The sequence below is a fragment of the Thermovirga lienii genome (assembly GCF_036847465.1).
GTDB classification, from domain to species: Bacteria; Synergistota; Synergistia; order Synergistales; family Thermovirgaceae; genus Thermovirga; species Thermovirga lienii.
Genome location: NZ_DAITZW010000001.1, coordinates 185,083 through 205,702 on the forward strand (window position 1 = coordinate 185,083; position 20,620 = coordinate 205,702).

Annotated in this window: 20 protein-coding genes; all 20 read right to left on the reverse strand. The window is 42.4% G+C overall.

Annotated elements, in window-relative coordinates:
• Positions 1-2: 2 nt before the first annotated feature.
• On the reverse strand, positions 3-854 hold the full coding sequence (gene speE, locus V7Z69_RS00970; RefSeq protein WP_014163196.1) for a polyamine aminopropyltransferase: 852 nt from the start codon (positions 852-854) through the stop codon (positions 3-5).
• Between the two features lie 38 nt (positions 855-892).
• A complete protein-coding gene (locus V7Z69_RS00975) occupies positions 893-1,363 on the reverse strand; it encodes a pyruvoyl-dependent arginine decarboxylase (protein ID WP_014163197.1) in 471 nt (156 codons plus the stop codon).
• Between the two features lie 114 nt (positions 1,364-1,477).
• Complete coding sequence (gene ispG, locus V7Z69_RS00980; protein WP_041446033.1) at positions 1,478-2,527, reverse strand: flavodoxin-dependent (E)-4-hydroxy-3-methylbut-2-enyl-diphosphate synthase; 1,050 nt, start codon at positions 2,525-2,527, stop codon at positions 1,478-1,480.
• A gap of 9 nt (positions 2,528-2,536) precedes the next feature.
• On the reverse strand, positions 2,537-3,589 hold the full coding sequence (locus tag V7Z69_RS00985) for a M50 family metallopeptidase (protein ID WP_334138142.1): 1,053 nt from the start codon (positions 3,587-3,589) through the stop codon (positions 2,537-2,539).
• A 22-nt stretch (positions 3,590-3,611) separates the two neighbouring features.
• On the reverse strand, positions 3,612-4,763 hold the full coding sequence (gene dxr / locus V7Z69_RS00990; RefSeq protein WP_334138143.1) for a 1-deoxy-D-xylulose-5-phosphate reductoisomerase: 1,152 nt from the start codon (positions 4,761-4,763) through the stop codon (positions 3,612-3,614).
• A 6-nt stretch (positions 4,764-4,769) separates the two neighbouring features.
• The gene (locus V7Z69_RS00995; protein ID WP_334138144.1) at positions 4,770-5,588 is read right to left on the reverse strand and encodes a phosphatidate cytidylyltransferase; all 819 of its coding nucleotides are present in this window, start codon (positions 5,586-5,588) and stop codon (positions 4,770-4,772) included.
• Positions 5,575-6,303: an isoprenyl transferase gene (locus tag V7Z69_RS01000; RefSeq protein ID WP_014163202.1), complete on the reverse strand. Its 729-nt coding sequence runs from the start codon at positions 6,301-6,303 to the stop codon at positions 5,575-5,577. The genes V7Z69_RS00995 and V7Z69_RS01000 overlap by 14 nt, the downstream gene beginning before the upstream one ends.
• Positions 6,269-6,889, reverse strand: coding sequence for a uracil-DNA glycosylase (locus tag V7Z69_RS01005; RefSeq protein WP_014163203.1), 621 nt, complete (start codon positions 6,887-6,889; stop codon positions 6,269-6,271). Before V7Z69_RS01005 ends, V7Z69_RS01000 begins: the two co-directional genes overlap by 35 nt.
• The gene (locus tag V7Z69_RS01010; protein ID WP_014163204.1) at positions 6,886-7,749 is read right to left on the reverse strand and encodes a hypothetical protein; all 864 of its coding nucleotides are present in this window, start codon (positions 7,747-7,749) and stop codon (positions 6,886-6,888) included. Before V7Z69_RS01010 ends, V7Z69_RS01005 begins: the two co-directional genes overlap by 4 nt.
• A complete protein-coding gene (gene hisC / locus V7Z69_RS01015; RefSeq protein WP_014163205.1) occupies positions 7,739-8,848 on the reverse strand; it encodes a histidinol-phosphate transaminase in 1,110 nt (369 codons plus the stop codon). The genes V7Z69_RS01010 and hisC overlap by 11 nt, the downstream gene beginning before the upstream one ends.
• Before the next feature lie 36 nt (positions 8,849-8,884).
• Complete coding sequence (gene murA / locus V7Z69_RS01020) at positions 8,885-10,171, reverse strand: UDP-N-acetylglucosamine 1-carboxyvinyltransferase (protein WP_334138145.1); 1,287 nt, start codon at positions 10,169-10,171, stop codon at positions 8,885-8,887.
• Positions 10,172-10,190: 19 nt separating this feature from the next.
• Positions 10,191-11,348: a non-hydrolyzing UDP-N-acetylglucosamine 2-epimerase gene (wecB, locus tag V7Z69_RS01025; protein WP_014163207.1), complete on the reverse strand. Its 1,158-nt coding sequence runs from the start codon at positions 11,346-11,348 to the stop codon at positions 10,191-10,193.
• Between the two features lie 22 nt (positions 11,349-11,370).
• Entirely contained in the window at positions 11,371-12,294 is a 924-nt protein-coding gene (locus V7Z69_RS01030; RefSeq protein WP_014163208.1) for a glycosyltransferase family 4 protein, read from the reverse strand.
• Positions 12,295-12,316: 22 nt separating this feature from the next.
• The gene (upp, locus tag V7Z69_RS01035) at positions 12,317-13,426 is read right to left on the reverse strand and encodes a uracil phosphoribosyltransferase (protein ID WP_014163209.1); all 1,110 of its coding nucleotides are present in this window, start codon (positions 13,424-13,426) and stop codon (positions 12,317-12,319) included.
• 29 nt (positions 13,427-13,455) lie between these two features.
• On the reverse strand, positions 13,456-14,409 hold the full coding sequence (gene meaB / locus V7Z69_RS01040; RefSeq protein ID WP_014163210.1) for a methylmalonyl Co-A mutase-associated GTPase MeaB: 954 nt from the start codon (positions 14,407-14,409) through the stop codon (positions 13,456-13,458).
• Positions 14,410-14,449: 40 nt separating this feature from the next.
• Positions 14,450-14,662, reverse strand: a complete 213-nt coding sequence (locus tag V7Z69_RS01045; protein WP_014163211.1) for a hypothetical protein — start codon at positions 14,660-14,662, stop codon at positions 14,450-14,452.
• 146 nt (positions 14,663-14,808) lie between these two features.
• A complete protein-coding gene (locus V7Z69_RS01050; protein ID WP_014163212.1) occupies positions 14,809-15,774 on the reverse strand; it encodes a Gfo/Idh/MocA family protein in 966 nt (321 codons plus the stop codon).
• 96 nt (positions 15,775-15,870) lie between these two features.
• A complete protein-coding gene (locus tag V7Z69_RS01055; RefSeq protein ID WP_014163213.1) occupies positions 15,871-16,623 on the reverse strand; it encodes a purine nucleoside phosphorylase YfiH/LACC1 family protein in 753 nt (250 codons plus the stop codon).
• 11 nt (positions 16,624-16,634) lie between these two features.
• A complete protein-coding gene (locus V7Z69_RS01060; RefSeq protein WP_014163214.1) occupies positions 16,635-17,930 on the reverse strand; it encodes a bifunctional folylpolyglutamate synthase/dihydrofolate synthase in 1,296 nt (431 codons plus the stop codon).
• Between the two features lie 13 nt (positions 17,931-17,943).
• Entirely contained in the window at positions 17,944-20,604 is a 2,661-nt protein-coding gene (locus V7Z69_RS01065) for a valine--tRNA ligase (RefSeq protein ID WP_014163215.1), read from the reverse strand.
• Positions 20,605-20,620 lie beyond the last annotated feature (16 nt).

The window sequence follows — 20,620 nt, forward strand, 5'->3', positions numbered from 1 at the left end:
TTTTACTTACCTTCCTCCCCCTTTAAAAGCTGCACGACAAAACCAGGCAAAACGAAGGAGGCCTCATGCAAGGACCTGCTGTAATATTTTGTCTTTGCAGGCACATCTCTAAGGGGCTTTGCAGGGTCAGGACCTTTACTTCCGATCGTATACGTCCACATGCCTGTTGGATAGGTAGGCATAGCACCCCAGCACATTTTTACAATTGGAAAAACTTTGGACATTTCATTATAAGCATCTTTAACTATGTCCGCTTCTGCGAAAGGCGATTCAGTTTGAGCAATCATCATACCATCTTGTCTTAATGCGTGAAAAACATCTGAATAGAAATCCCTTTTAAAAAGTCCTTCTGCAAAATCTACAGGGTCTGTGCTGTCAACTATAACAATATCGAAGAAATCTTTTCTTTCCTTTATAAATTGAATTGCATCCATCGGTTTGATTTCAACTTTTTCGTTATCAAGCTCGCAACTTACTGAAGGGAAATATCTTCTTGATGCATTGATTACCTCTTCATCGATATCTACCAAATAGACCTTTTCCAATGAAGGGTGTTTCACAACTTCTCTAACTGTTCCTCCATCCCCTCCTCCTACGACTAAAACTCTTCTGGGGTTAGGATGGGAACACATTAAGATGTGGGCCATCATCTCATGATATGTAAACTCATCTTTTTCTGTTATCTGAATTGCACCATCAAGCAGCATTACCTTCCCGTACTCTAAGGTGTCAACAACTAAAAGATGCTGATACGGGGTATCTTTGTTGCATAATACCTCTTTTATCCTTAGGCCAAGACGCATATTTTTAGTCTGGTACTCAGTAACCCAAAGATCTGCAACTCTCTTTTCCATTTTTCACCAACCACTTCGCTAAATTTTTTATTTTACAGTTATAGCTTATAGAATAAGGGGCAAGAGGCTATAACGGAACCGCACACCTCAACTACGTGATCTATAGCCTTAACTTTTACTTCTTTTAACTTTAAACCCCTCATATCAAAAGCTTCTACAACCATGCTCTCTACCCTTTGGGCAGCTTCATCGGCCTTACAGAAACCAGAAAATTCCATGATCATGCCGAAACTATCGGCGTCTTCAGGAATTCCAACGCCAATGGCAGCTGCTATGGTTTCACCAGGCACATCGCTTGTTATGGAACCATAGGCAATTGGCAAAAGTGCGCCAAAAGGCATGTCCATCTTCTCCACGTAGACGCAGCGAGGGGGAAGGACACTGCTGACCCTCAAAAGATTCATGTTTCCTATCCCTGCATCAAGTAAAGCTGCATCGAAAGCCGTCAGCTTCTCTTTTCCCTCTCCCTTACCAACTGACAACGTAAACTTCTCAGGTATTGGCAACATTTCCACTGCCTCCTAGCTATTGTTATTATGATACCTTTTGAAAAACGGAATAATTATAACGTTACAGGGGTACATGTCAATTAATAAATTTGATTGATGCGAAATTTTGTTTTATTATAAGTGCTTGATGAGTGTTTTTACATAGGTTTCAATATCTTCGACAGAACATTTGCCTACTATCTTTCCGTGCTGGAAAAAGACCACACCACTTAAAGTCCCCGCTACACCCAAGTTTGCGCTTGATGCCTCCTTGGGACCGTTAACTTCGCAGCCCATTACTGCTATGGTCCAATCTTTTGGGAACTTATCAAGTACTGGTTCTATTGCCTTTACGAGGGTCTGCACATCGATTCTCTTTCTGCCACACGTAGGACAGGACACGAGATCGGCTCTAAAACGCCTAATTCCGAGAGCTTGAAGTATCTCCTGCCCCACTTTGATCTCCTTAACTGAAGAGTCCGTTAGGCTTACCCTTATCGTGTCGCCGATCCCTTGGGATAACATTAAAGCTATGCCCACGCTACTTTTAGTTACTCCATGTACTCCTGGTCCTGCCTCCGTGATACCTATATGCAGTGGGTAAGGATACCTCTGTTTTAGCAAAATGTTGGCCTTCAACGTTGCATTTATTGAAGTTGCCTTGGCTGAAATTATTAGGTCCTCAAAGCCTTCATCCCACATGAGTTTTATTTGTTCTTCAACTGCCAATACTAAGGCCTTTGCTTGATCACCTTGTGCTCTTTCATAAAAGCTTGAAGCCAACGAGCCTCCATTAGCGCCTATCCTTATCACTACACCCCTTTCTTTTGCAGCGCTTACAATCTCTCGTAAGGCTTTTTTGTTCTTCATGTTGCCAGGGTTTATCCTTACCGAGGGGCAACCTGCTTCAATGGCTGACAGGGCCAAATTAGGGTCAAAATGTATGTCGGCCATGATTGGAATATTAGTAGACTTTATCAAACATTGGAGCTGCTCCTTAAGCTCCAACGATGGAAAAGCAACACGCAACAACTCGCAACCTTCTCTTTCCAGTTCCCTAACCTTTGATACTACTTCTTCAAGGTTATATAGGGGAACTTTAAGCATAGTTTCTACTCTAACAGGATAACCACTACCCACTCCCATTCCACTGATGAAAACACATCTACCTTTTTTATCGCTCATTCTTTTCAATCAGTTCCCTTCTCGTGTCAAAATTTTCACTAAATCTTTCCATGTTACTGCGGCCAGCAGAGAAAGTAACAATATAAAACCTATAAAATGGATATATTGTTCCCACTTTTCTGGGATCCTTCTCCTAAAGATCATTTCTGCGACTACAAGCGCTAACCTTCCCCCATCAAGAGCTGGAAAAGGGAACAAATTTAAAATTCCCAGATGAAGGTTTATCAGGGCAAGGAAGGATAAAAAGCTCCAAAGACCTTCTTTTGCAGCTTCTCCTGCCATGGACGCTATTCCCAGAGGGCCTGTGACGGATATGCCGGAACTCCCAGATATCCATCTAACAATCCCCTCCAATATTTGAACACTGAAGTTCCAAATGTAGCTTACGGATTTTAAGGTGGCAGATAAAGGGTTGTAAGTTACTCTTGAAGGCTGTATGCCTAATAAAGGGTATCCATACTCTGGATCCAAAGGAATCTCCGCAAAGATCACCCTAACTTCTCCATTAACCTTCTTCACTTTTATTTTTACTGGTCCTGGTGTTTCTCCACTTTTCTTTATAGCCTGAGACATTTCCTTCCAGTCGTGGACAGGCTTATCTCCAACCGCAAGTATGACATCGCCTCTTTCTAAACCATATTTTTCAGCAGGGTAACCCTTCAGAACGTTTCCTATTTTTGCAGAGTTCAAATCCAAAACTCCGTGAGTTGAAAGCAAAAAAGCGGTCAACAATATGGCGACCATTATATTGGTAACGGAACCGCTTGCAAGGACTATGAACCTCCTCCATGCGGGTTTCCCCATGAAATCCATCCCTGGTAACACCTGCTCGTTGTCTTTCTCTTCGCCCATGCCTGCAAGTCTTACGAACCCCCCAATAGGAATGACCCTCAAGGACCAAACTGTCGTTCCTATCCTTCTTTGGTATAAACAAGGCCCCATTCCAAAGGAAAACTCGTGCACTTGAATGCCATTCCATTTGGCCGTTATGTAGTGCCCAAACTCATGGGATATCACACATATACCAATAACGACAAGGAAAGATAAAATACTTATTAACATTCACCGCACCCCTATCATAAAATTAAAGAGACTTCTTAACTTGTTTTTTGACTAGTTTTTTGCCAACATTTACCAAATCTGAAGCGTCATCCAAAGACTTAGGTTCTCCCCCGCTATAAGAGTCAAGGGCTTTCTCTATCAGCTCAGGTATCTGTCCAAAGGAAATTTTCCCCTCGATGAAGAGATTTACAGCCTCTTCATCGGCTCCCACCAAAATCGCCCTGCAAGCTTCACCTTTTCTGGCAGCCTCCAGAGCTATAAAATAACAAGGAAATCTTTTGGGATCTATCCTCTCAAGGGTTAAGGTTCCGAAACCCAGCGGGGACTCTTCAACGGGTACATCAAGCCTTTGTGGATAAGAAAGAGCTGACAGAGCGGGCAGGAACATATCTGGGTTAAGTACAGCAAGCTGCATGGAGCCGTCAACAAATTCTACTCCTCCGTGGATTTTGGACTCAGGATGAATTATTCCCTCGATTCTATCTATGGGAATATCGAACAGTATGGATGCCTCTATCACTTCCAGTCCTTTATTCATCATGGTTGCGCTGTCTATGGTTATTTTGCTTCCCATTTGCCATACAGGATGCTTAAGCGCGTCTTTAGGTGTAACCCTTGGCAACGCATCCAGAGGATAATTGAGAAAGGGACCACCGGAAGCCGTGATGAACATTCTCTTCACTCCAAAGGGTTTACAGCTTTTTCCTAAACATTGCCAAATGGCATTATGCTCGCTATCTAGTGGCAGCAACTGGTTGTCATACTTGACGTGTTCCTTGATCCATTTACCACCAACGATAAGACATTCCTTGTTGGCTATTAGCACTTCTTTTTCGTTATCAAGCGCAAGTATAATGGCCTTCAAAGATGTGACCCCGGAAGAGGCAAAGACAACCTTGTCTACCTCGGGATCACAAACCATCTCCTCCAAAGATTCAGGGCCAAACCTCACGGTAATATCAGGGATATCATCATTTTTTTTAAAACTTCCCATTTGGGGACTGAATAAATATGCCTTTGGAGTACCAAACTTCTTACATATTCTTATTAGTTTTTCGCCGTTGCTGTAAGCAGCCGCAGAGTGTAAAGAAAACACGTCGGGATATGCATCTATTACACGTAAAATAGCGTTTCCAACACTTCCTGTGGCTCCAATCAAAGCTATCTTATACATGCCAAATCAACCCCACAAATTGCCCCAAAGAAGATACACCAGCGTGGCAGAAACTACCACGCTATCAAACCTATCCAAGAACCCTCCATGACCTGGAATGATGTTTCCCGAATCTTTTATTCCTGCCTCCCTCTTGAGGAGAGATTCTGCAAGATCGCCTGCTTGACCGAAAGTGCCGCACAGCAAACCTATCAAAAGCAATGGGATAGGTTCAAGCTGCCAAAAAAAGGATAAAAGCCCTGCACACATGAGACTTCCTGCCAGCCCTCCAAAGAATCCCTCCATGGTCTTTTTAGGACTAACATTGGGCGCAAGGGGGGTTTTACCCCAATTACAACCCACAAGGTATGCCATTATGTCACAACTCCATGTGCAAAAAAACAAAGTCCCCAGAATGAAAAATCCCCACTGATGCTCTCTAAGGATAATCATGAAAGACCACGGGAAAACACAGTAAACTATTCCACCAACGGTGCCGCTCAAACTATGGATACCGAAGCTGGTCCCAGATGCGCTTTTGCGTATTATCTCAACTAACATTACAAAAAAGGTACCCATAACCAAAGAAGGAACTATCGCATTGTAAAAATGAAAGAACGAAAGAACTAAAATCGTTATGCCAACAAAAAAGCCCGTTGCCTTTGAAACGTGAAAGAAACCTTTCAGTATGCGATAGAACTCCAACAAAGACCCCAAAGCCGCAATAGAGCAAAGAATAAACCACGGATAACCACCAAGGTAGAGAGAACCCATTATTGCGGCAACAATAAAGAAACCACTGATAGCTCTTTTTATTGTCTCGTTCTTTATGTCAAACTGCCCCATAGCGCCTTTGCCTCTTTGCATATGATTCAAGAGCTTCGTCAAAATCTTTTTCCGAAAAATCAGGCCACAGTGTCTCAGTGAAAAAGAGCTCTGAATAGCTTGATTGCCATAACAAGAAATTGCTCAATCGCATCTCTCCACTTGTTCTTATTATCAAATCAGGATCCGGTACATCAGGTAAGTATAAACAAGATCTAAAAGATACCTCGTCGATTTCGTCTATATTGGAGGAGTAAATGTCCAGTAACTTCCTCGCTGCATCTATGATTTCCTGTCTTCCTCCATAATTTATGCAAAGAATTAGATCCAAAGTTTTGCAATTAGATGTTTCTTTTTGGACTTTTACCATGGCCATTCTCACATCTTCTGGAAGAGACTCTATTCTTCCTGCAAAACGTAACCTTATGTCGTTTTGCTGTAAATCACCGCTTTTTTTAGTCAAATAGTTTTTTAGAAGGGAGAAAAGTCCCTCTACTTCTTCCTTGGGTCTCTTCCAGTTCTCTGTAGAGAATGCATAAAGGGTTAAGTACCTTATACCCCTTTTTATGGCTATTTCCAAGACTCTCTCTACAGTTTTTGCACCCTCTTTGTGGCCAAAAAGCCTTGGTAGCTTTCTTTTTTGGGCCCATCGCCCATTACCGTCCATTATTATGGCTACATGTACAGGTATATTACTTGGGCTATCTTTGTGTAATGATTTTTCCACTTTGCTCACCTTGTAATTCCATCCATTTTTGTTTTATTTCCTGTATATCTATCCATGTATAGTATTTAGGGCTTCCAACCTTCGTGGAAGCGTTCCTCAAAAGATAACTGGGATGAAACATGGGTCTTATTAAAATCCCTCGCCAGTTGAACCATTTCCCCCTAAGTTTTGAGATACCCTCTGTCGTTTTCAAAAGCCATTTTGTGGGAGTAGATCCTAGGCAGACAATTATCTTAGGGTTTACCAATATAATTTGAGACATCAGATATGGATCACAAGATGTCATCTCCTCTATGGTGGGCACTCTATTGTTGGGCGGCCTACACTTTACTACATTGGTGATGTATATTTCTTCTCTCTTGATGCCTACGGACTCGAAAATTTTATCCAATAGTTGCCCCGCTCTTCCCACGAAAGGAAGTCCCTTTTCGTCTTCTTCTGCTCCTGGACCTTCTCCTATGAACATCAAGTCAGTATTTTTGTTGCCATAACCGATTACAGCCTGTTTTCTATGGGTTCCTAAAGGACATTTATTGCACTTTTCTATAAGGTCACTGAGTTTCTCCCAGGCCCTTTCCTTTTTCTCATTGATCATCGAAAGTCCACCTCTTGTATAATCAGATCTATCCTTGCGACCTCTAGTCCCGTAAAAGTTGATATTGCGCTGTTAAGCCTTTTTTGGATCAGTTTGCCCAATTCGAAAAACTGCAATTCTCCACATATTGCCCTTATTTGTACGGAAAGGGCTACCTTTTCATCCAAGGATTTAACATCTACATCAATAACTTTAGAGACTCCCCTGGTTCCTGCTACAACAAATTTCCCTATCTGTTCTATCGCCGTAGGTTCGATGTGCAAGCTCCCGTAAAATTTAAATGGTGGCCTCACTATGGTTTTTTCTCCTTCATGCTCTTGCTTATCGGATAGAAAAACCTTCAACCGACCAACCAGCTTCCCTGCAAAGTTTCTTCTGACTTGCACATGAGATACAGGAATAACATGCTGCCCCTTGATAGCACGCTCTCGCCGGGCGTTCATTATTTCTTCTTTTGAGGCTACTTCCTCTATCCGTATTATCTTTTCTGGAGTGTTAAGCCCTAAATTGTTCGTTATCTGCTCAACCATTCCAACCGAAGTAGATATTATCATTACAGTACAAGGTTGGGCCTTCTTCAAAAACGACCTTACTGCTTCTCTATGATCCTCAAATTGAAACAAGGCTCTCCGTATGGCCTTTATTTGGTTTTTTTCCGTCTTGGCACTTCTACCACAAACAATTTGTCCCTTCCTTATTACCAATCCATCGTCAATAATATAATCCGCACCTAAATCCTTTGCCACAAGCTGAGCTCTCTGACTCTTCCCAGTGCCAGCAGGTCCTACAAAAGCAATCACCTTTACTCCTTTGATCACTTCCTTTTTTGAAAATTCGGTTAGGTGATTTTTAGAGTTCAACGGAAGTCAACACCTTCTTCAAAGAGGTTAAGAATTTGTCGTTTTCCTCCGGCAGGCCTATGGAAACTCTAAGGTGTCCAGGCAATCCTAAATCGCTTCCTTTCCTTACTATTACTCCTTCTTTCAGTAACAAATCATATATCAAGTCAGATTTAGCATGTTTGATAAGCAGGAAGTTAGCGCAGGTATTTACGGTCTGCATACCCAATTCCATAAGGGAATCCAGAATTCTTTTTCTCTCCGCGATCGTTTTGAGGCGCACTTCCTTGATGTACTCCTCCTCCATCAAAGCTGCTGCTGCAGCTTTTTGCGCAATGCTGTTTACTTCAAAAACTGGATGAGTTTTATCGTAGGCATCCACTATTACTTTAGGGGCAATAGCATAGGCAACCCTCAAGGCAGCGAGTCCATATATCTTGGAGAAAGTTCTTATCACAACTACTCTACCAACCTGCCTAAACAGCTCTACCCCTGCCAGATAGGCAGCATCCTCTACATATTCTGCGTACGCTTCATCCACAATCAGAAGGATTCCTCTGTTCTCTAGTTCGAGCGCAAGCTTGAGCATCTCGCTTCTTTTCAGCATCTTCCCTGTAGGGTTGTTAGGGTTACATATAACGAGCGCTTTTGTATTCTCGCTGCAATGAGATATTAAATCTTCTATTGCCCAGTAATCTTCATCTTTCGCATTTACCTCTACGCATTTGGCAGAAGCAGCAATAGCAGCAAGTTTGTAAAGGGGGTAAGTAGGTGTTGGTAGGAGGATCTCTTCTCCAGGATTAATGATCGCGTGGAAAAGAGAATGCAAAATCCCCTCAGTTCCAGCGCCTATTATGACCTCCTGAGGAGATACCCCCCATTTGGCAGCTACCCTCTTCCTTAAAAGGTAAGATCCTGGATCGGGATATCTATGCACTTTGCTGGTTCCCTTTATTATGGCTTCTTTCACAGAATCGGGCAAAGGCCAAGGATTTTCATTTGAACAGAGTTTAACAATCTTTTCAAACCCTAGTTCCCTCTGTAACTCTTCAATAGGTTTTCCATAACGGTACTTCCCTACTGATTTCAAGTCCTCCCTAACTACTTTTTTAAGCCACATAATGCTTCCTCCTTTGTTCAGAAGCTGTATTATAACTTACCACTTAGCGCTCCCATCTTCTTCCGATGGCAATTCCTCCACATCGCCCCCCAAGGCTTTCAGTTTATTTTGAAAATCTTCGTAACCTCGTCTTATGTGACCTAATCCATACACAACTGTCTCATCCTCTGCAGCAAGCCCCGCTAACACAAGAGCAGCTCCCGCTCTTAGATCTGTGGCCCTAACCTCTGCTCCTTTAAGTTTTGGTACGCCGTTGACAATGGCGGTGTTGCCTTGTAATTCTATATCAGCACCCATCCTTTTCAACTCACTTACATGCAAAAATCTGGATTCAAAAATGGTCTCCTTTATCACGCTAGTACCTTCTGCTATGGTCAATAAAGCAGTAAACTGCGGTTGCATATCTGTGGGAAAGCCTGGATAAGGTAACGTCTTAAGGGATACTCCTTTCATTTTGCAATCTCTCGCATCAACAGTAACAGCATCTTTCTCCACTTCTACTGTCACTCCTGTTTCCTCTAACTTGGCTAAAGTGGCGTCTATGTGTTCTAGCGTTACGTTCTTCACTTTTACCTTTCCTCTTGTTATAGCTCCTGCCACCATGTACGTCCCCGCTTCTATTCTGTCAGGAATTATCTTTACTTCAGTTTCCTCTAGGGAGTCAGTACCCTCTATATGAATTATTCCGGTACCTACACCCTCTATATTACATCCCATCAGCTTTAAAGCTTCCGCTAGATTGGTGATCTCAGGCTCCCTTGCTGCGTTCTCTATAACGGTCTCTCCTTTTGCAAACACGGCCGCCATCATAATGTTCTCAGTAGCCCCGACGGAAGGAAAATCCAAGTATATTCTAGTACCCCTAAGTTCCTTAGCTTTGACATGAACTGCACCATGAAGGAGCTCTACCTCTGCCCCTAGCTTCACTAATCCTTTAAGGTGGAGATCAATCGGTCGGCTACCTATAGCGCAACCGCCAGGAAGAGGTAAGACAGCCTTTCCCATTCTAGCAAGCAAGGGGCCTAAAACGAGAGATGATGCTCGCATCTTACTGACCAAAGCCTTAGGGGTTTCCCAGCATAGATCTTCAGGCACGGACAGTATCATGCTATGATCTACATGGTTAACCTCTACCCCTAATTGCCTCAGTAAATCAGCCATGGTATATATATCTTCTAATTTAGGAACATCCTTGATTTTCAATCTCTTTCCTTTAAGCAGCAAAGAAGCTGCTATTACAGGCAATGCTGCGTTTTTAGCTCCTTGTGTCGTGACTTCTCCACTCAAAGGATTACCGCCCTTAATCAACATTTTAGAATACATTAAAATCACCTCATCCGAGTCAATAACTGCTCTTACTTTTTCCTTTGAAGTATCTTTCCATGACTTCCACTATTACCTTGGAGGCATTGCCAGAACCAAAAGGATTGCTTGCATTGAACAATCTTTCTTTCTTTCGGTTATATTCCTTGTCAACCATCTTTGAAAGTTGCTGTATGGAGACTTCCAAAATCTTATCCCTAGAGGTTCCTACAATGAATGCTGTACCACATTCTAAAGCCTCAGGCCTTTCTGTTACATCCCGCATTACCAAAGTTGGTATACCCAATGCAGCAGCTTCTTCCTGAACACCTCCACTATCAGTTAGTATCAAAGAGCTGCGGTTCATTGTCCACACAAAGTCAGGATAATTTAATGGGTCACATAAAATTACCCTCGGATTCTTACCTAATATTTCCTGTATAGTTTCCCTTACTTGTGGATTTTTGTGCATAGGGAACACTACCCATATGTTGCTATACCGTGATGTTATCTCGTTCACTGCTTCGCAAATGTTTCTTAAAGGTGTCCCCCAGGATTCTCTCCTGTGGGCTGTTACAAGGAGCAAATGAGTTTTTTCAGGAATAGCAAATAACTTCTCCTCCGACGGAACGGATAGCTTCTGCAACGTCAATCTTAATGCATCTATTACAGTGTTACCGGTTACAACTATTTTTTCAGCGTTGATTCCTTCATTTAAAAGATTTTCTCTTGCTCTAGGTGTTGGGGCAAACAGTATGTCCGAAATTTTATCTACAACTACTCTATTTAACTCTTCCGGAAAAGGTAAATGTATATTCCCACTTCTAAGACCTGCCTCAACGTGTGCTATAGGTAACTTCCTGTAAAAAGCTGCCATTGCAGATCCGAGAGCAGTAGTCGTGTCACCATGAACCATTACAGCGTCGGGCTTGGCTTCATCCAGGGCTTTACCGGTTTCTAGCAATATGGCAGAAGTAAGGTAATCAAGACTCTGTGAGTCTTTCATGACGCAAAGGTCACAGTCAGGTTCGATATCGAAATAACCCAACGCTTGGTACAACATATCAGTATGTTGCCCTGTGGCAAGAACATACGGCTCCAAGATATCTGACTTGCTCAGCAATTGGATGACTGGCGCCATTTTTATTGCTTCAGGCCTAGTCCCCACGATACAGCAAATTCTCTTTTTATGGGACATGCATAACCTCCTTATTACTTACCTAGAAGTACGATAACAAGCTTATCTTGCCTAAAATCAAACCGTACCCCATTGCTATTATGCATCCATGGATTAATAATAACAAAAACAATGTTTGTTCTATTTTAAGGCCCTTATCCAACAAAATAAAATGTATATGGCCTCTATCGGGGGTAAAAGGAGATTTACGCAAAACTATCCTCCTAGAAGCTACCCAGAAAGTATCTAAAAAAGGCACTCCACCTATCAAAAACAGGGAAAGCACGATTATTATTGGGCTTCTTTCAACTAAAAGAGGGCACATAGCAAAAGATAAGTGGCCCATACAGAGAAAGCCCAAAAGGGTGCTCCCACCATCCCCAAGAAACGTCTTCGCTACAGGGAAATTCCAAAAGAACACACCCAATGCCATAGCGGCAAGAGGGAAAAAAATTCCTATTTTCGTCGTAATGGCTCCCAATACACATGAAAGCATGAAAAGAGAAAGGGCCAAGCCATTAACACCGTCAATCAAATTGTAGGCGTTGGTTGCACCTGCAATCCACAAAACCAAAAGAGCTCGTAAGGGTAAACTCACAGGCAAAAAACATACGATGAAGGTTGATGCCAACAAATGGAAGAACAACTTTACCCATGCTGGCAGTTGCCTCATGTCGTCTACATACCCCACCAGGAAGACTACTGTTGCACCAGTAGCTATAGGAGCCATTTCAGGATAAATTCCCAATAACACAAACGAGAGAAAAAGATAACCTATCCAGCAGGTCAGGCCTCCGCCTCTTGGAATTATTCCCTTATGTTTTTTTCTGCCGCCTGGCATATCAACTATTCTAAACGTCTTTGCCAATGCAATCGACAAAGGGGTGGCGGCTATGCCCCACGCAAAAAACAACAAACTCAGGAAAGCCGCGTTTTTCCAGCTAAGTACTATTGCCTGGGTAGCCATAACCTTATTACCTATTATTTACCTATCGGGTCCCAAAAAGCCTATCCCCCGCATCCCCCAAGCCAGGGACTATGTAACCGTGATCGTTTAAATGGTCGTCCAAAGCAGCAGTGTATATGTCCACGTCGGGATGTTGGCTGTGGACTTTCTCCACTCCTTCTGGAGCTGCTATTAGACAAACGAGGGTTATTTTTTTCCCTCCCTTTCTTTTCACGAGTTCTATGGCAGCCGCAGCTGATCCCCCTGTAGCAAGCATTGGATCAAGAATGAAAATGTCTCTTTCTCCTATATCTCCAGGCAGTTTGCAGTAATATTCCACAGGCTCCAAGGTCTCAGGATCTCTGTAAAGCCCTACATGACCTACTTTAGCGTTGGGGATCAACTGAAGTATTCCATCTACCATGCCCAAACCTGCACGTAGAATGGGCACTATCGCCATTTTCTTTCCAGCAAGGGAATAAGCTACCGTTTCTGTTATGGGGGTTTCAACTTTCACTTCTTCAAGGGGAAGGTTTCTTGTAATTTCATAAACCATGAGCCCCGCTATTTCCTGCACAAGTTCCCTAAACTCTTTGACCGTGGTATTTTTGTCTCTAATAATGCTAACTTTATGTTTTACGAGGGGATGCTCAACAATATTGAGCCTTTCCACTTTCTTGTTGGTGCAATATTCCGTCCTTTTACATTTTTCATAGTTTCTTATTTTCTCTACTCTTCTGCTATGTCTGCCTCCGTCAAAGTTAGTCTCTAACCACGCATCTACCATTGCCAATGCGTCTTCTAACTTTGTAGTTCTTCCCCCTAAAGCTAGTATATTTGAGTCGTTATGAGCTCTACACAACCTAGCCATTTCTACACTGCACACCAGCGCCGCATATGCTCCTGGAACTTTATTTGCTGCAATCGACATTCCTATGCCAGTACCACAGACCAATATTCCTTTGTCACATTTTTTGTTGGCTACAGACTCTGCAACTTTCACTGCTATATCGGGATAATCCACCGACACGTCCCCGCTGTCCGTCCCAAAATCAAAAACCTCAAAATTGTCAGGCTCTAAATTCTTGAGATGTTTCTTTATTTCTTCTTTTAGGCTAAACCCTGCATGGTCAGATCCCAAGGCAATTTTCATTATCCTTTCCTCCCAATTGTTCTATATGTTTATACGTTTAAATTACCCCCGCACAAGATATTGTCAAGGAGTTCTTTGGCTACAGAGTACGGGTCCTTCCTCCTTTGAGCTAAATCATCCAACAGTTCTTTGCTTTTCATGTTCTCCCAAGCGTCCTCCACTATCCGAGCAATTTCCTTTGCCAGGATAGCTTCTACCTCGTTGGTGAGCCTTTGATATTTTTTGCGTTTCCCTTCTTCCGAATTTGTCAAGAAGAAATAGTGTTCCTCAATTTTGCTACAAAGCTCCTTTATGCCTTCTCCCTTTTCTGCAATGGTTGTTACAACCGGAGGTAGCCACGACCGTTTCGGCATCAAATCAAGCATCATCTTTACTTCTGTTGCTATCCTTTCCGCACCATCTCTATCAGCCTTATTGACTATGAAGACATCTGCTATCTCCATTATTCCAGCCTTCATTATTTGTATATCGTCACCCATTCCTGGAACTAGAACCAAACAAACAGTGTCTGCAATCTTTACTATATCTACCTCGGATTGGCCTACACCTACAGTTTCAATTATCACTACATCTTTACCACAAGCATCTAGGATCAAAGCAGCCTCATAAGTTGCCCTGCTCAGCCCCCCCAAAGAACCACGAGTCCCCATACTCCTTATGAACACATCTTTATCCACCGAATGTTGCTGCATCCTAAGCCTATCTCCTAAAACTGCTCCGCCACTGAAAGGGCTTGAGGGATCTACCGCGATAACCCCCACTTTTTTGCCCTTCGATTTCATTTCTTTTATCATCTTGTCTACCAACGTGCTTTTTCCTGCTCCTGGGCTACCAGTAATACCTATGATGTGAGCTTTTCCAGAATGGGGATAAATGGTTTTCATCAAGCTTTCTGCGTAAGGAGATTCGCTTTCAACCAGCGTAATCAACCTTGCTATTGATCTTGCATCGCCGTTAAGGGCTTTTTCAATTAGCTTCTCCAAAACGGGCCACCTCTTTCTTTATAAAATGCTTTACTTGCTTTTATTTGTTTAAGATATCTATCCCTGCAAAGGCATAAAAGGCAAAATATATGGCCGCAGCGAAAACAAAACCTAGAAGCACTCGCAAGAAAAAAATCAACGTTGGGCCCCCAGGCCACTTGCCCTCATTAATTCTCACCACGGCTCTCGATATTAAAAGCGATAAAATGAAAAAAAGTAACGCCAAAAGCGCCTGAATATTAATAGCAGGCATCTTATTCCTCCTCATCTTGAGATAATAACTACAAGAGTATTGTACCAGCTAAACAATATAAGAACACTTTACAGCGAAAAGTCCGGGAAATCCCGGACTTTTCGCGCCACAAATGTCTACTTATGTAATAATACTACAAAAATAACTTAAACTTGAGAAATACTAGTATCAAAATTGGACGAATTTATCTGCTTCAAAACATGTATAGCCACCTCTAAGGCTCTTTTACCATCAGATATTCCAACCAGCGGTTGTCTTCCTTCCTGTATACAGGTAACAAAATGCTGCAGTTCAAGTTTGAGGGGTTCCTTCTTCGGAAAGACAGGATGCTCAATAACTTCGACCATGCCAGAACCTTTTTCTCTTATACAACGATGTATGGAAACATCCTGAGTCTCGTAATTAACCGATATGAACCTTTCAGGTTCCATAATTTCCAGCTGTCTTTGTCTTTTCTCTGAGACCCTGCTAACCAAAATCTGAGCTAATGCTCCGTTGGTAAAAGATATCTGGGCAGAAGCTACATCTTCCATATTCGTTCTTATAGCTCTTCCTATTGCAGTAATGGACTCAATCTCTGAGCCTACCAAAGCCAAGATTATATCTATATCATGGATCATCAAATCCAAGACTACACCAACATCACTGATCCTTGGGTTAAAGGGACCCATACGTCTCGATTGAATGAATATAGGTTTTTTAATAATCTTTTGCACGTACTGTATAGCGCTGTTGAACCTTTCTATGTGTCCTACCTGGAGGACTAGATGTCTTGAAGCAGCAATCTTTAGCAGTTCTTCCGCTTCCTCAACTGTTGCAGTCACAGGTTTTTCTATCAAAACGTGACAGCCTCTCTCTAAAGCCCTCCGTGCAACCTCATAATGCTCACTCGTTGGAACGACCACACTCACTGCATCTGGCTTGGTGGCATCCAAAAAAGTCTCCACATTGGTATAGTGAGGAACCTTTAGAAGCTCTCCTATACTTGCTGCTCTATCTTCATTTATATCAACTATACCCACCAGCTCAGCATTCAATAATTCCGTATAAACTCTTGCATGATGAAAACCTAAATGACCTACTCCCATAACGCCAACGCGAACAGGTTTCATACAAACCACCTTCCAGGTTTTTGAAAATCTTCCCACTCAATTTAATTATCACAGGACAATATTCTTTTTGGCATCGTCAAACCACATCTGTATAATTTATAGGCTAAGATGGCCTAACAAAAAATTTCTGTCTTCCATATCTCCGCATCTGTAAGAATACAATAAATCATTGTCGCATGAGGTGCAAAGATCTACTATCCTAATCCTCTGCGCTACTAGGCCTACTTCCTGCAACTGACTCTTTATAATTCCGGCCATATCGAAAAAAACCTTATCTTTTTCTTCTTTCCAATACTCTTTTGAGAAGCAAGCGGTAGCGGATTTAGTAGAAGGGTCATTCTTCATTCTATAATAGCACTTTTTGCATATGCCCGGACCTATCCATGCTATAGCATCTTTGATATCGCTTCTTATCATCACTTTCTCAATGAGTGCCTTGGCTATGTTCTTAAGGGTTCCCTTAAAACCAGAATGAGCCATGGCAATCCATGGTTTTGGGGATAAGCCTTGAACTACTATGGGGAAACAATCAGCAAACCGCAAAGATCCGTAAACGTCTGTTTTATCAATAAATATGCCATCTCCTTCAGGCCTGCAAGGAAGATATATGGATGATGACGGTTCCAATATCGTTACCCCGTGCACTTGTCTTGGCGCTATCATAGGGTATTTACCCGTTAAATATGATATCTTCTCGGCAAGTCGCTGTGGATCGCCAAAACTTCCGTCTACTAGGCTGCCCCTCATGAACAGCTGAAATTCACCTTTGTACGGGGGAGGTGCCACGTATCTTAGTATATGCTGACCGTTGTCTTCTATTATTTCGTAATTTATGGCAAAGTTTTGCAAGGATGTACCTCCTACAAAAGCTTATAGAGTCTATCTATTAGATACAAGCTGCCACAGCATAAAATGATATCGTTGCGCTTCATGGCTTTAATTAAAGCGGATTGGAGGTCGTCCACTGGTTCACACCGCCCCTCCCATCCTATACGACTGGCAGTAGAAACCAAATTCTCAGGTCTTTCGCTCCTATCCATTCCTGGTACCGATACAGCAAAAAGGTCGCCCTTTATCTCCTTTAGTATCTTCAGGCTCTCTGCGTAATCTTTATCCTTCATAGCCGCAAAGAGAATGGAGGGCTTAACATTGGGCAAGATATTTTTCATGGAGGACACTAACGCAGCCATTCCATGGGGATTATGAGCTCCATCCAAAATAATGGTCTTTCCATTTTTTTCTACAACATCAAAACGGCCTGGCCATTTGGCTTTCAAAAATCCTTTCCGTATATCTTTCTCGGATACGGTAATTGTCCCCTCTTTTTCTAAAAGTTTTATGGCCATTAGGGCATTGGCCGCATTTCTTATTTGATGGATCCCCTTCAACGATACTTTCAAGTCCTCAAAAGGTCCATTGGGGGTATATATGTCAAATACAGTACCTGCTAGATCCATTTTCTTTAATCTAAATTCCCATTCACGTACGACAAGATGCCCTTCATTTCCGAGTCTCTGAGATATAGTTATATATAAATCCTCAACTGAAGCCTCTCCTCCTATATAGCAGCTTCTACCCTGGGGCCTTAGAGCCGAGAATTTTTCTTTTGCTATGGATAAGATGTCATCGCCCAAGAACTCCTGATGATCCATCGCTATATCAGTAAAAACCGACACTAACACGTTGGGTACAATATTCGTTGCATCCAATCTTCCTCCAAGACCTGCTTCTATTACCGCAAAATCCACATCAGCCTCCGCTAGGATAGAAAATGCTATGGCAGTAGAAACTTCAAAGAAGGAAGGCCTATCATTAATTTTTTTCAAGATCTTTTCCACTTCGTCAAGTTTATCCAACCATATAGCGCTATCCACAGGTTCGTCGCCAATTACGAGCCGTTCACCAAAGTGATGAATATGGGGACTAGAGTAAAGGGCAACCCGGGCTCCTGTTTCTTCTAATATGGACTTGATGAAACAGGCGGTAGAACCTTTACCGTTTGTACCTAAAACGTGTATAGCTTGAAACCTGCGTTCAGGGTTGCCAAGCTCCTTAAGGAGCTTGGCAACCCTGCCCAATCCTGGTTTTATACTATTGCTTGATACATCTGATATTAAACGTTCAATTTTTTCGAAGGTCTCAATTTTCTTTCCCATGTTCCAAATAATCTCATCTGAACCTTTCCAGGTTCATTTCTATCCTTTTAAGTTTCTCCTTATTATCCTCTAGCCTCTTTTTCTCCTTTTCCACTATCTCATCGGGAGCATTTGCCAAAAACTTTTCGTTGCTCAGTTTATTTTCAGATTTCTTTATGGCCTCAAGAACACTACTTTTCTCTTTCTCTAGCCTCTTTATTTCTTCCTCGATATCTATAATTCCATCTACTACCAAGAAAGCCTCTCCATAATCAGATACAGATGCCAAAGCTTTACTTGGCTTCGAGCCATCTTGCTCAATGAACTTTATGTTTTCCACCTTGGTCAGTAGCTTTATGATATCTTCGTTTTCCTTTACAAATTGTAAATCCTTTGAACCCTTTACAAACAAATAGCATTCAGGCACCTTCTCTTGAGGTGCAAGCCTTGCTTCTGCTCTTAGATTCCTTATATCTCTAACTATATTCTGTAAGGTGTTCATGTTCTTTTCTGCGTCCTGTTCTTCTACGAGATCCTGCGCTACAGGCCAATCTTCTTTCTCTAAGAACTGATTGGAGAAGCCGAACGCATGCCACAACTCTTCAGTTACGAATGGAATGAAAGGATGAAGAAGTTTGATGACATCTCTAAAAACATCCAACAGGACCTTTTGAGTCGTCCTTCTGCGATGTTCTCCCTCATCTCCCCTCAAAGCTGGTTTTGCCATCTCCAAATACCAGTCGCAAAGGTCACTCCAAACAAAATCATAAAGAAGTCTAGCGGCTTCACCATAATAGTATCCTTCTAGATACTCTGTTACGTTTTTTATGACTTTGCTCAATTTGGATTTTATCCATGTATCATGAACTCTTAGAGCAAGATCGCCGACGTGGTCCTCCTGGAAATCAGCGGTGTTCATGAGGGCGAACCTCGCAGCGTTCCATATTTTGTTGAGGAAATGTCTATAGGTTTCTATCCTCTCTTTGCTCAAGTATATATCTCTACCTTGCACCGTTAAAGCTGCCAACGTCATTCGCAGTGCATCCGCCCCATGCACATTGATTATCTCTAGGGGGTCAATTACGTTCCCTTTGGATTTGCTCATTTTTTGTCCATGCTCATCTCTCACTAACGCGTGAATATAAACATGTCTAAAAGGTACATCATTCATAAATTTGAGCCCCATCATTATCATTCTTGCTACCCAGAAAAAGAGAATATCGAATCCTGTCACTAAGAGACTGGTAGGATAGTAATACTTAAGATCATCTGTCTCCTCCGGCCATCCAAGTGTAGAGAAAGGCCACAACGCACTGCTAAACCAAGTATCAAGCACATCTTCGTCTTGAGATATGTTTTCGCTTTGACACTTTTCACAACATGTAGGATCCTCTTCCGATACTGTAACGTGTCCACAATCAGAGCATGTCCATGCAGGTATGCGATGCCCCCACCACAGTTGTCGGGAAATGCACCAGTCTCTTATATTCTCCATCCACTGGTAATAAGTATTCTCCCACTGTCCCGGGATAATTTTGATCTTCCCTTCTTTTACAACCTTGATTCCCTCTTCTGCAAGCGGCTTTGTTCTTACAAACCACTGTTCCGATAGGTAAGGCTCAATTACCGTGCCACAACGATAACAAGTCCCCACCGAGTGCTCATGCTCCACTACCTCTACTAACAGTCCAGCGTCTTTGAGCATCTCCACAATTTTTTCTCTTGCCTCAAATCTATCTAACCCCACGAAGGCACTGCCTGCCTCCTCGTTCATCTTGCCGTTCTCGTCTATTACCTGAATCTGTGGCAGATTATGCCTTTGGCCAACCAAAAAGTCATTGGGGTCGTGAGCCGGGGTAATCTTAACCAAACCCGTTCCAAATTCTGGATCTACCATGTTGTCCTCTATTATCGAAATAACTCTATTACATAGTGGGACAACCACTTTTTTCCCTATATAGGCTGCGTTCCTTTCATCCCTGGGGTGAACGGCTATGGCCACGTCCCCCAAAATAGTCTCTGGTCTGGTAGTGGCTACTACGACTCCTCCCTCTGAGCCATCTGCGAAGGGATACAGAACATGATAAAGCTTTCCCTTTTTGGGGGTATGTTCTACTTCCAAATCAGACAGGGCGGTATGACACCTAGGGCACCAATTTATAATGTACTTTCCTTTATATATTAAACCCTCTTTGTATAGTCGCACGAATACTGCCCTTACGGCTCTAGATAGGCCTTCATCCATGGTAAATCGTTCTCTTTCCCAGTCACAGGAGGCCCCTAATTTCTTCAATTGGTTTATTATTCTGCTCCCATATTCTTCTTTCCATTCCCATACTCTTTGTACAAAAACATCCCTTCCAAGGTCGTGTCTGGTCTTACCTTCCTCTTGAAGTTTTCTTTCCACTACGTTTTGAGTTGCTATTCCTGCATGATCAGTTCCTGGAAGCCACATCACATTGTACCCAGCCATCCGCTTGTATCTGCAGGAAATGTCTTGGAGAGTATTATTCAAAGCATGTCCCATATGAAGAGACCCTGTCACATTAGGAGGAGGTATAACTATGCAAAAAGGGTTCCTCTTATCATCAGGCTCTGAATGAAAAATGCCCGATTCCAACCAGCGCTCATACCACTTGTCCTCCAAAGGCATAGGGTCATAGCTTTTTCCTATTTCTCTTGCTTTCTGAGCCATAGCATGTCCTCCTCCG

What these genes read in the sequence shown, in the direction of transcription:
- V7Z69_RS01030 (WP_014163208.1), bottom strand. Translation starts at nt 12,294, where the DNA reads ATGGCTACCCAGGCAATAGTACTTAGCTGGAAAAACGCGGCTTTCCTG.
- dxr (WP_334138143.1), bottom strand. Translation starts at nt 4,763, where the DNA reads ATGTATAAGATAGCTTTGATTGGAGCCACAGGAAGTGTTGGAAACGCT.
- ispG (WP_041446033.1), bottom strand. Translation starts at nt 2,527, where the DNA reads ATGAGCGATAAAAAAGGTAGATGTGTTTTCATCAGTGGAATGGGAGTG.
- murA (WP_334138145.1), bottom strand. Translation starts at nt 10,171, where the DNA reads ATGTATTCTAAAATGTTGATTAAGGGCGGTAATCCTTTGAGTGGAGAA.
- V7Z69_RS00995 (WP_334138144.1), bottom strand. Translation starts at nt 5,588, where the DNA reads ATGGGGCAGTTTGACATAAAGAACGAGACAATAAAAAGAGCTATCAGT.
- upp (WP_014163209.1), bottom strand. Translation starts at nt 13,426, where the DNA reads ATGAAAATTGCCTTGGGATCTGACCATGCAGGGTTTAGCCTAAAAGAA.
- V7Z69_RS01065 (WP_014163215.1), bottom strand. Translation starts at nt 20,604, where the DNA reads ATGGCTCAGAAAGCAAGAGAAATAGGAAAAAGCTATGACCCTATGCCT.
- V7Z69_RS01050 (WP_014163212.1), bottom strand. Translation starts at nt 15,774, where the DNA reads ATGAAACCTGTTCGCGTTGGCGTTATGGGAGTAGGTCATTTAGGTTTT.
- V7Z69_RS01045 (WP_014163211.1), bottom strand. Translation starts at nt 14,662, where the DNA reads ATGCCTGCTATTAATATTCAGGCGCTTTTGGCGTTACTTTTTTTCATT.
- V7Z69_RS01005 (WP_014163203.1), bottom strand. Translation starts at nt 6,889, where the DNA reads ATGATCAATGAGAAAAAGGAAAGGGCCTGGGAGAAACTCAGTGACCTT.
- wecB (WP_014163207.1), bottom strand. Translation starts at nt 11,348, where the DNA reads ATGTCCCATAAAAAGAGAATTTGCTGTATCGTGGGGACTAGGCCTGAA.
- V7Z69_RS00975 (WP_014163197.1), bottom strand. Translation starts at nt 1,363, where the DNA reads ATGTTGCCAATACCTGAGAAGTTTACGTTGTCAGTTGGTAAGGGAGAG.
- V7Z69_RS01060 (WP_014163214.1), bottom strand. Translation starts at nt 17,930, where the DNA reads ATGGGAAAGAAAATTGAGACCTTCGAAAAAATTGAACGTTTAATATCA.
- speE (WP_014163196.1), bottom strand. Translation starts at nt 854, where the DNA reads ATGGAAAAGAGAGTTGCAGATCTTTGGGTTACTGAGTACCAGACTAAA.
- V7Z69_RS00985 (WP_334138142.1), bottom strand. Translation starts at nt 3,589, where the DNA reads ATGTTAATAAGTATTTTATCTTTCCTTGTCGTTATTGGTATATGTGTG.
- hisC (WP_014163205.1), bottom strand. Translation starts at nt 8,848, where the DNA reads ATGTGGCTTAAAAAAGTAGTTAGGGAGGACTTGAAATCAGTAGGGAAG.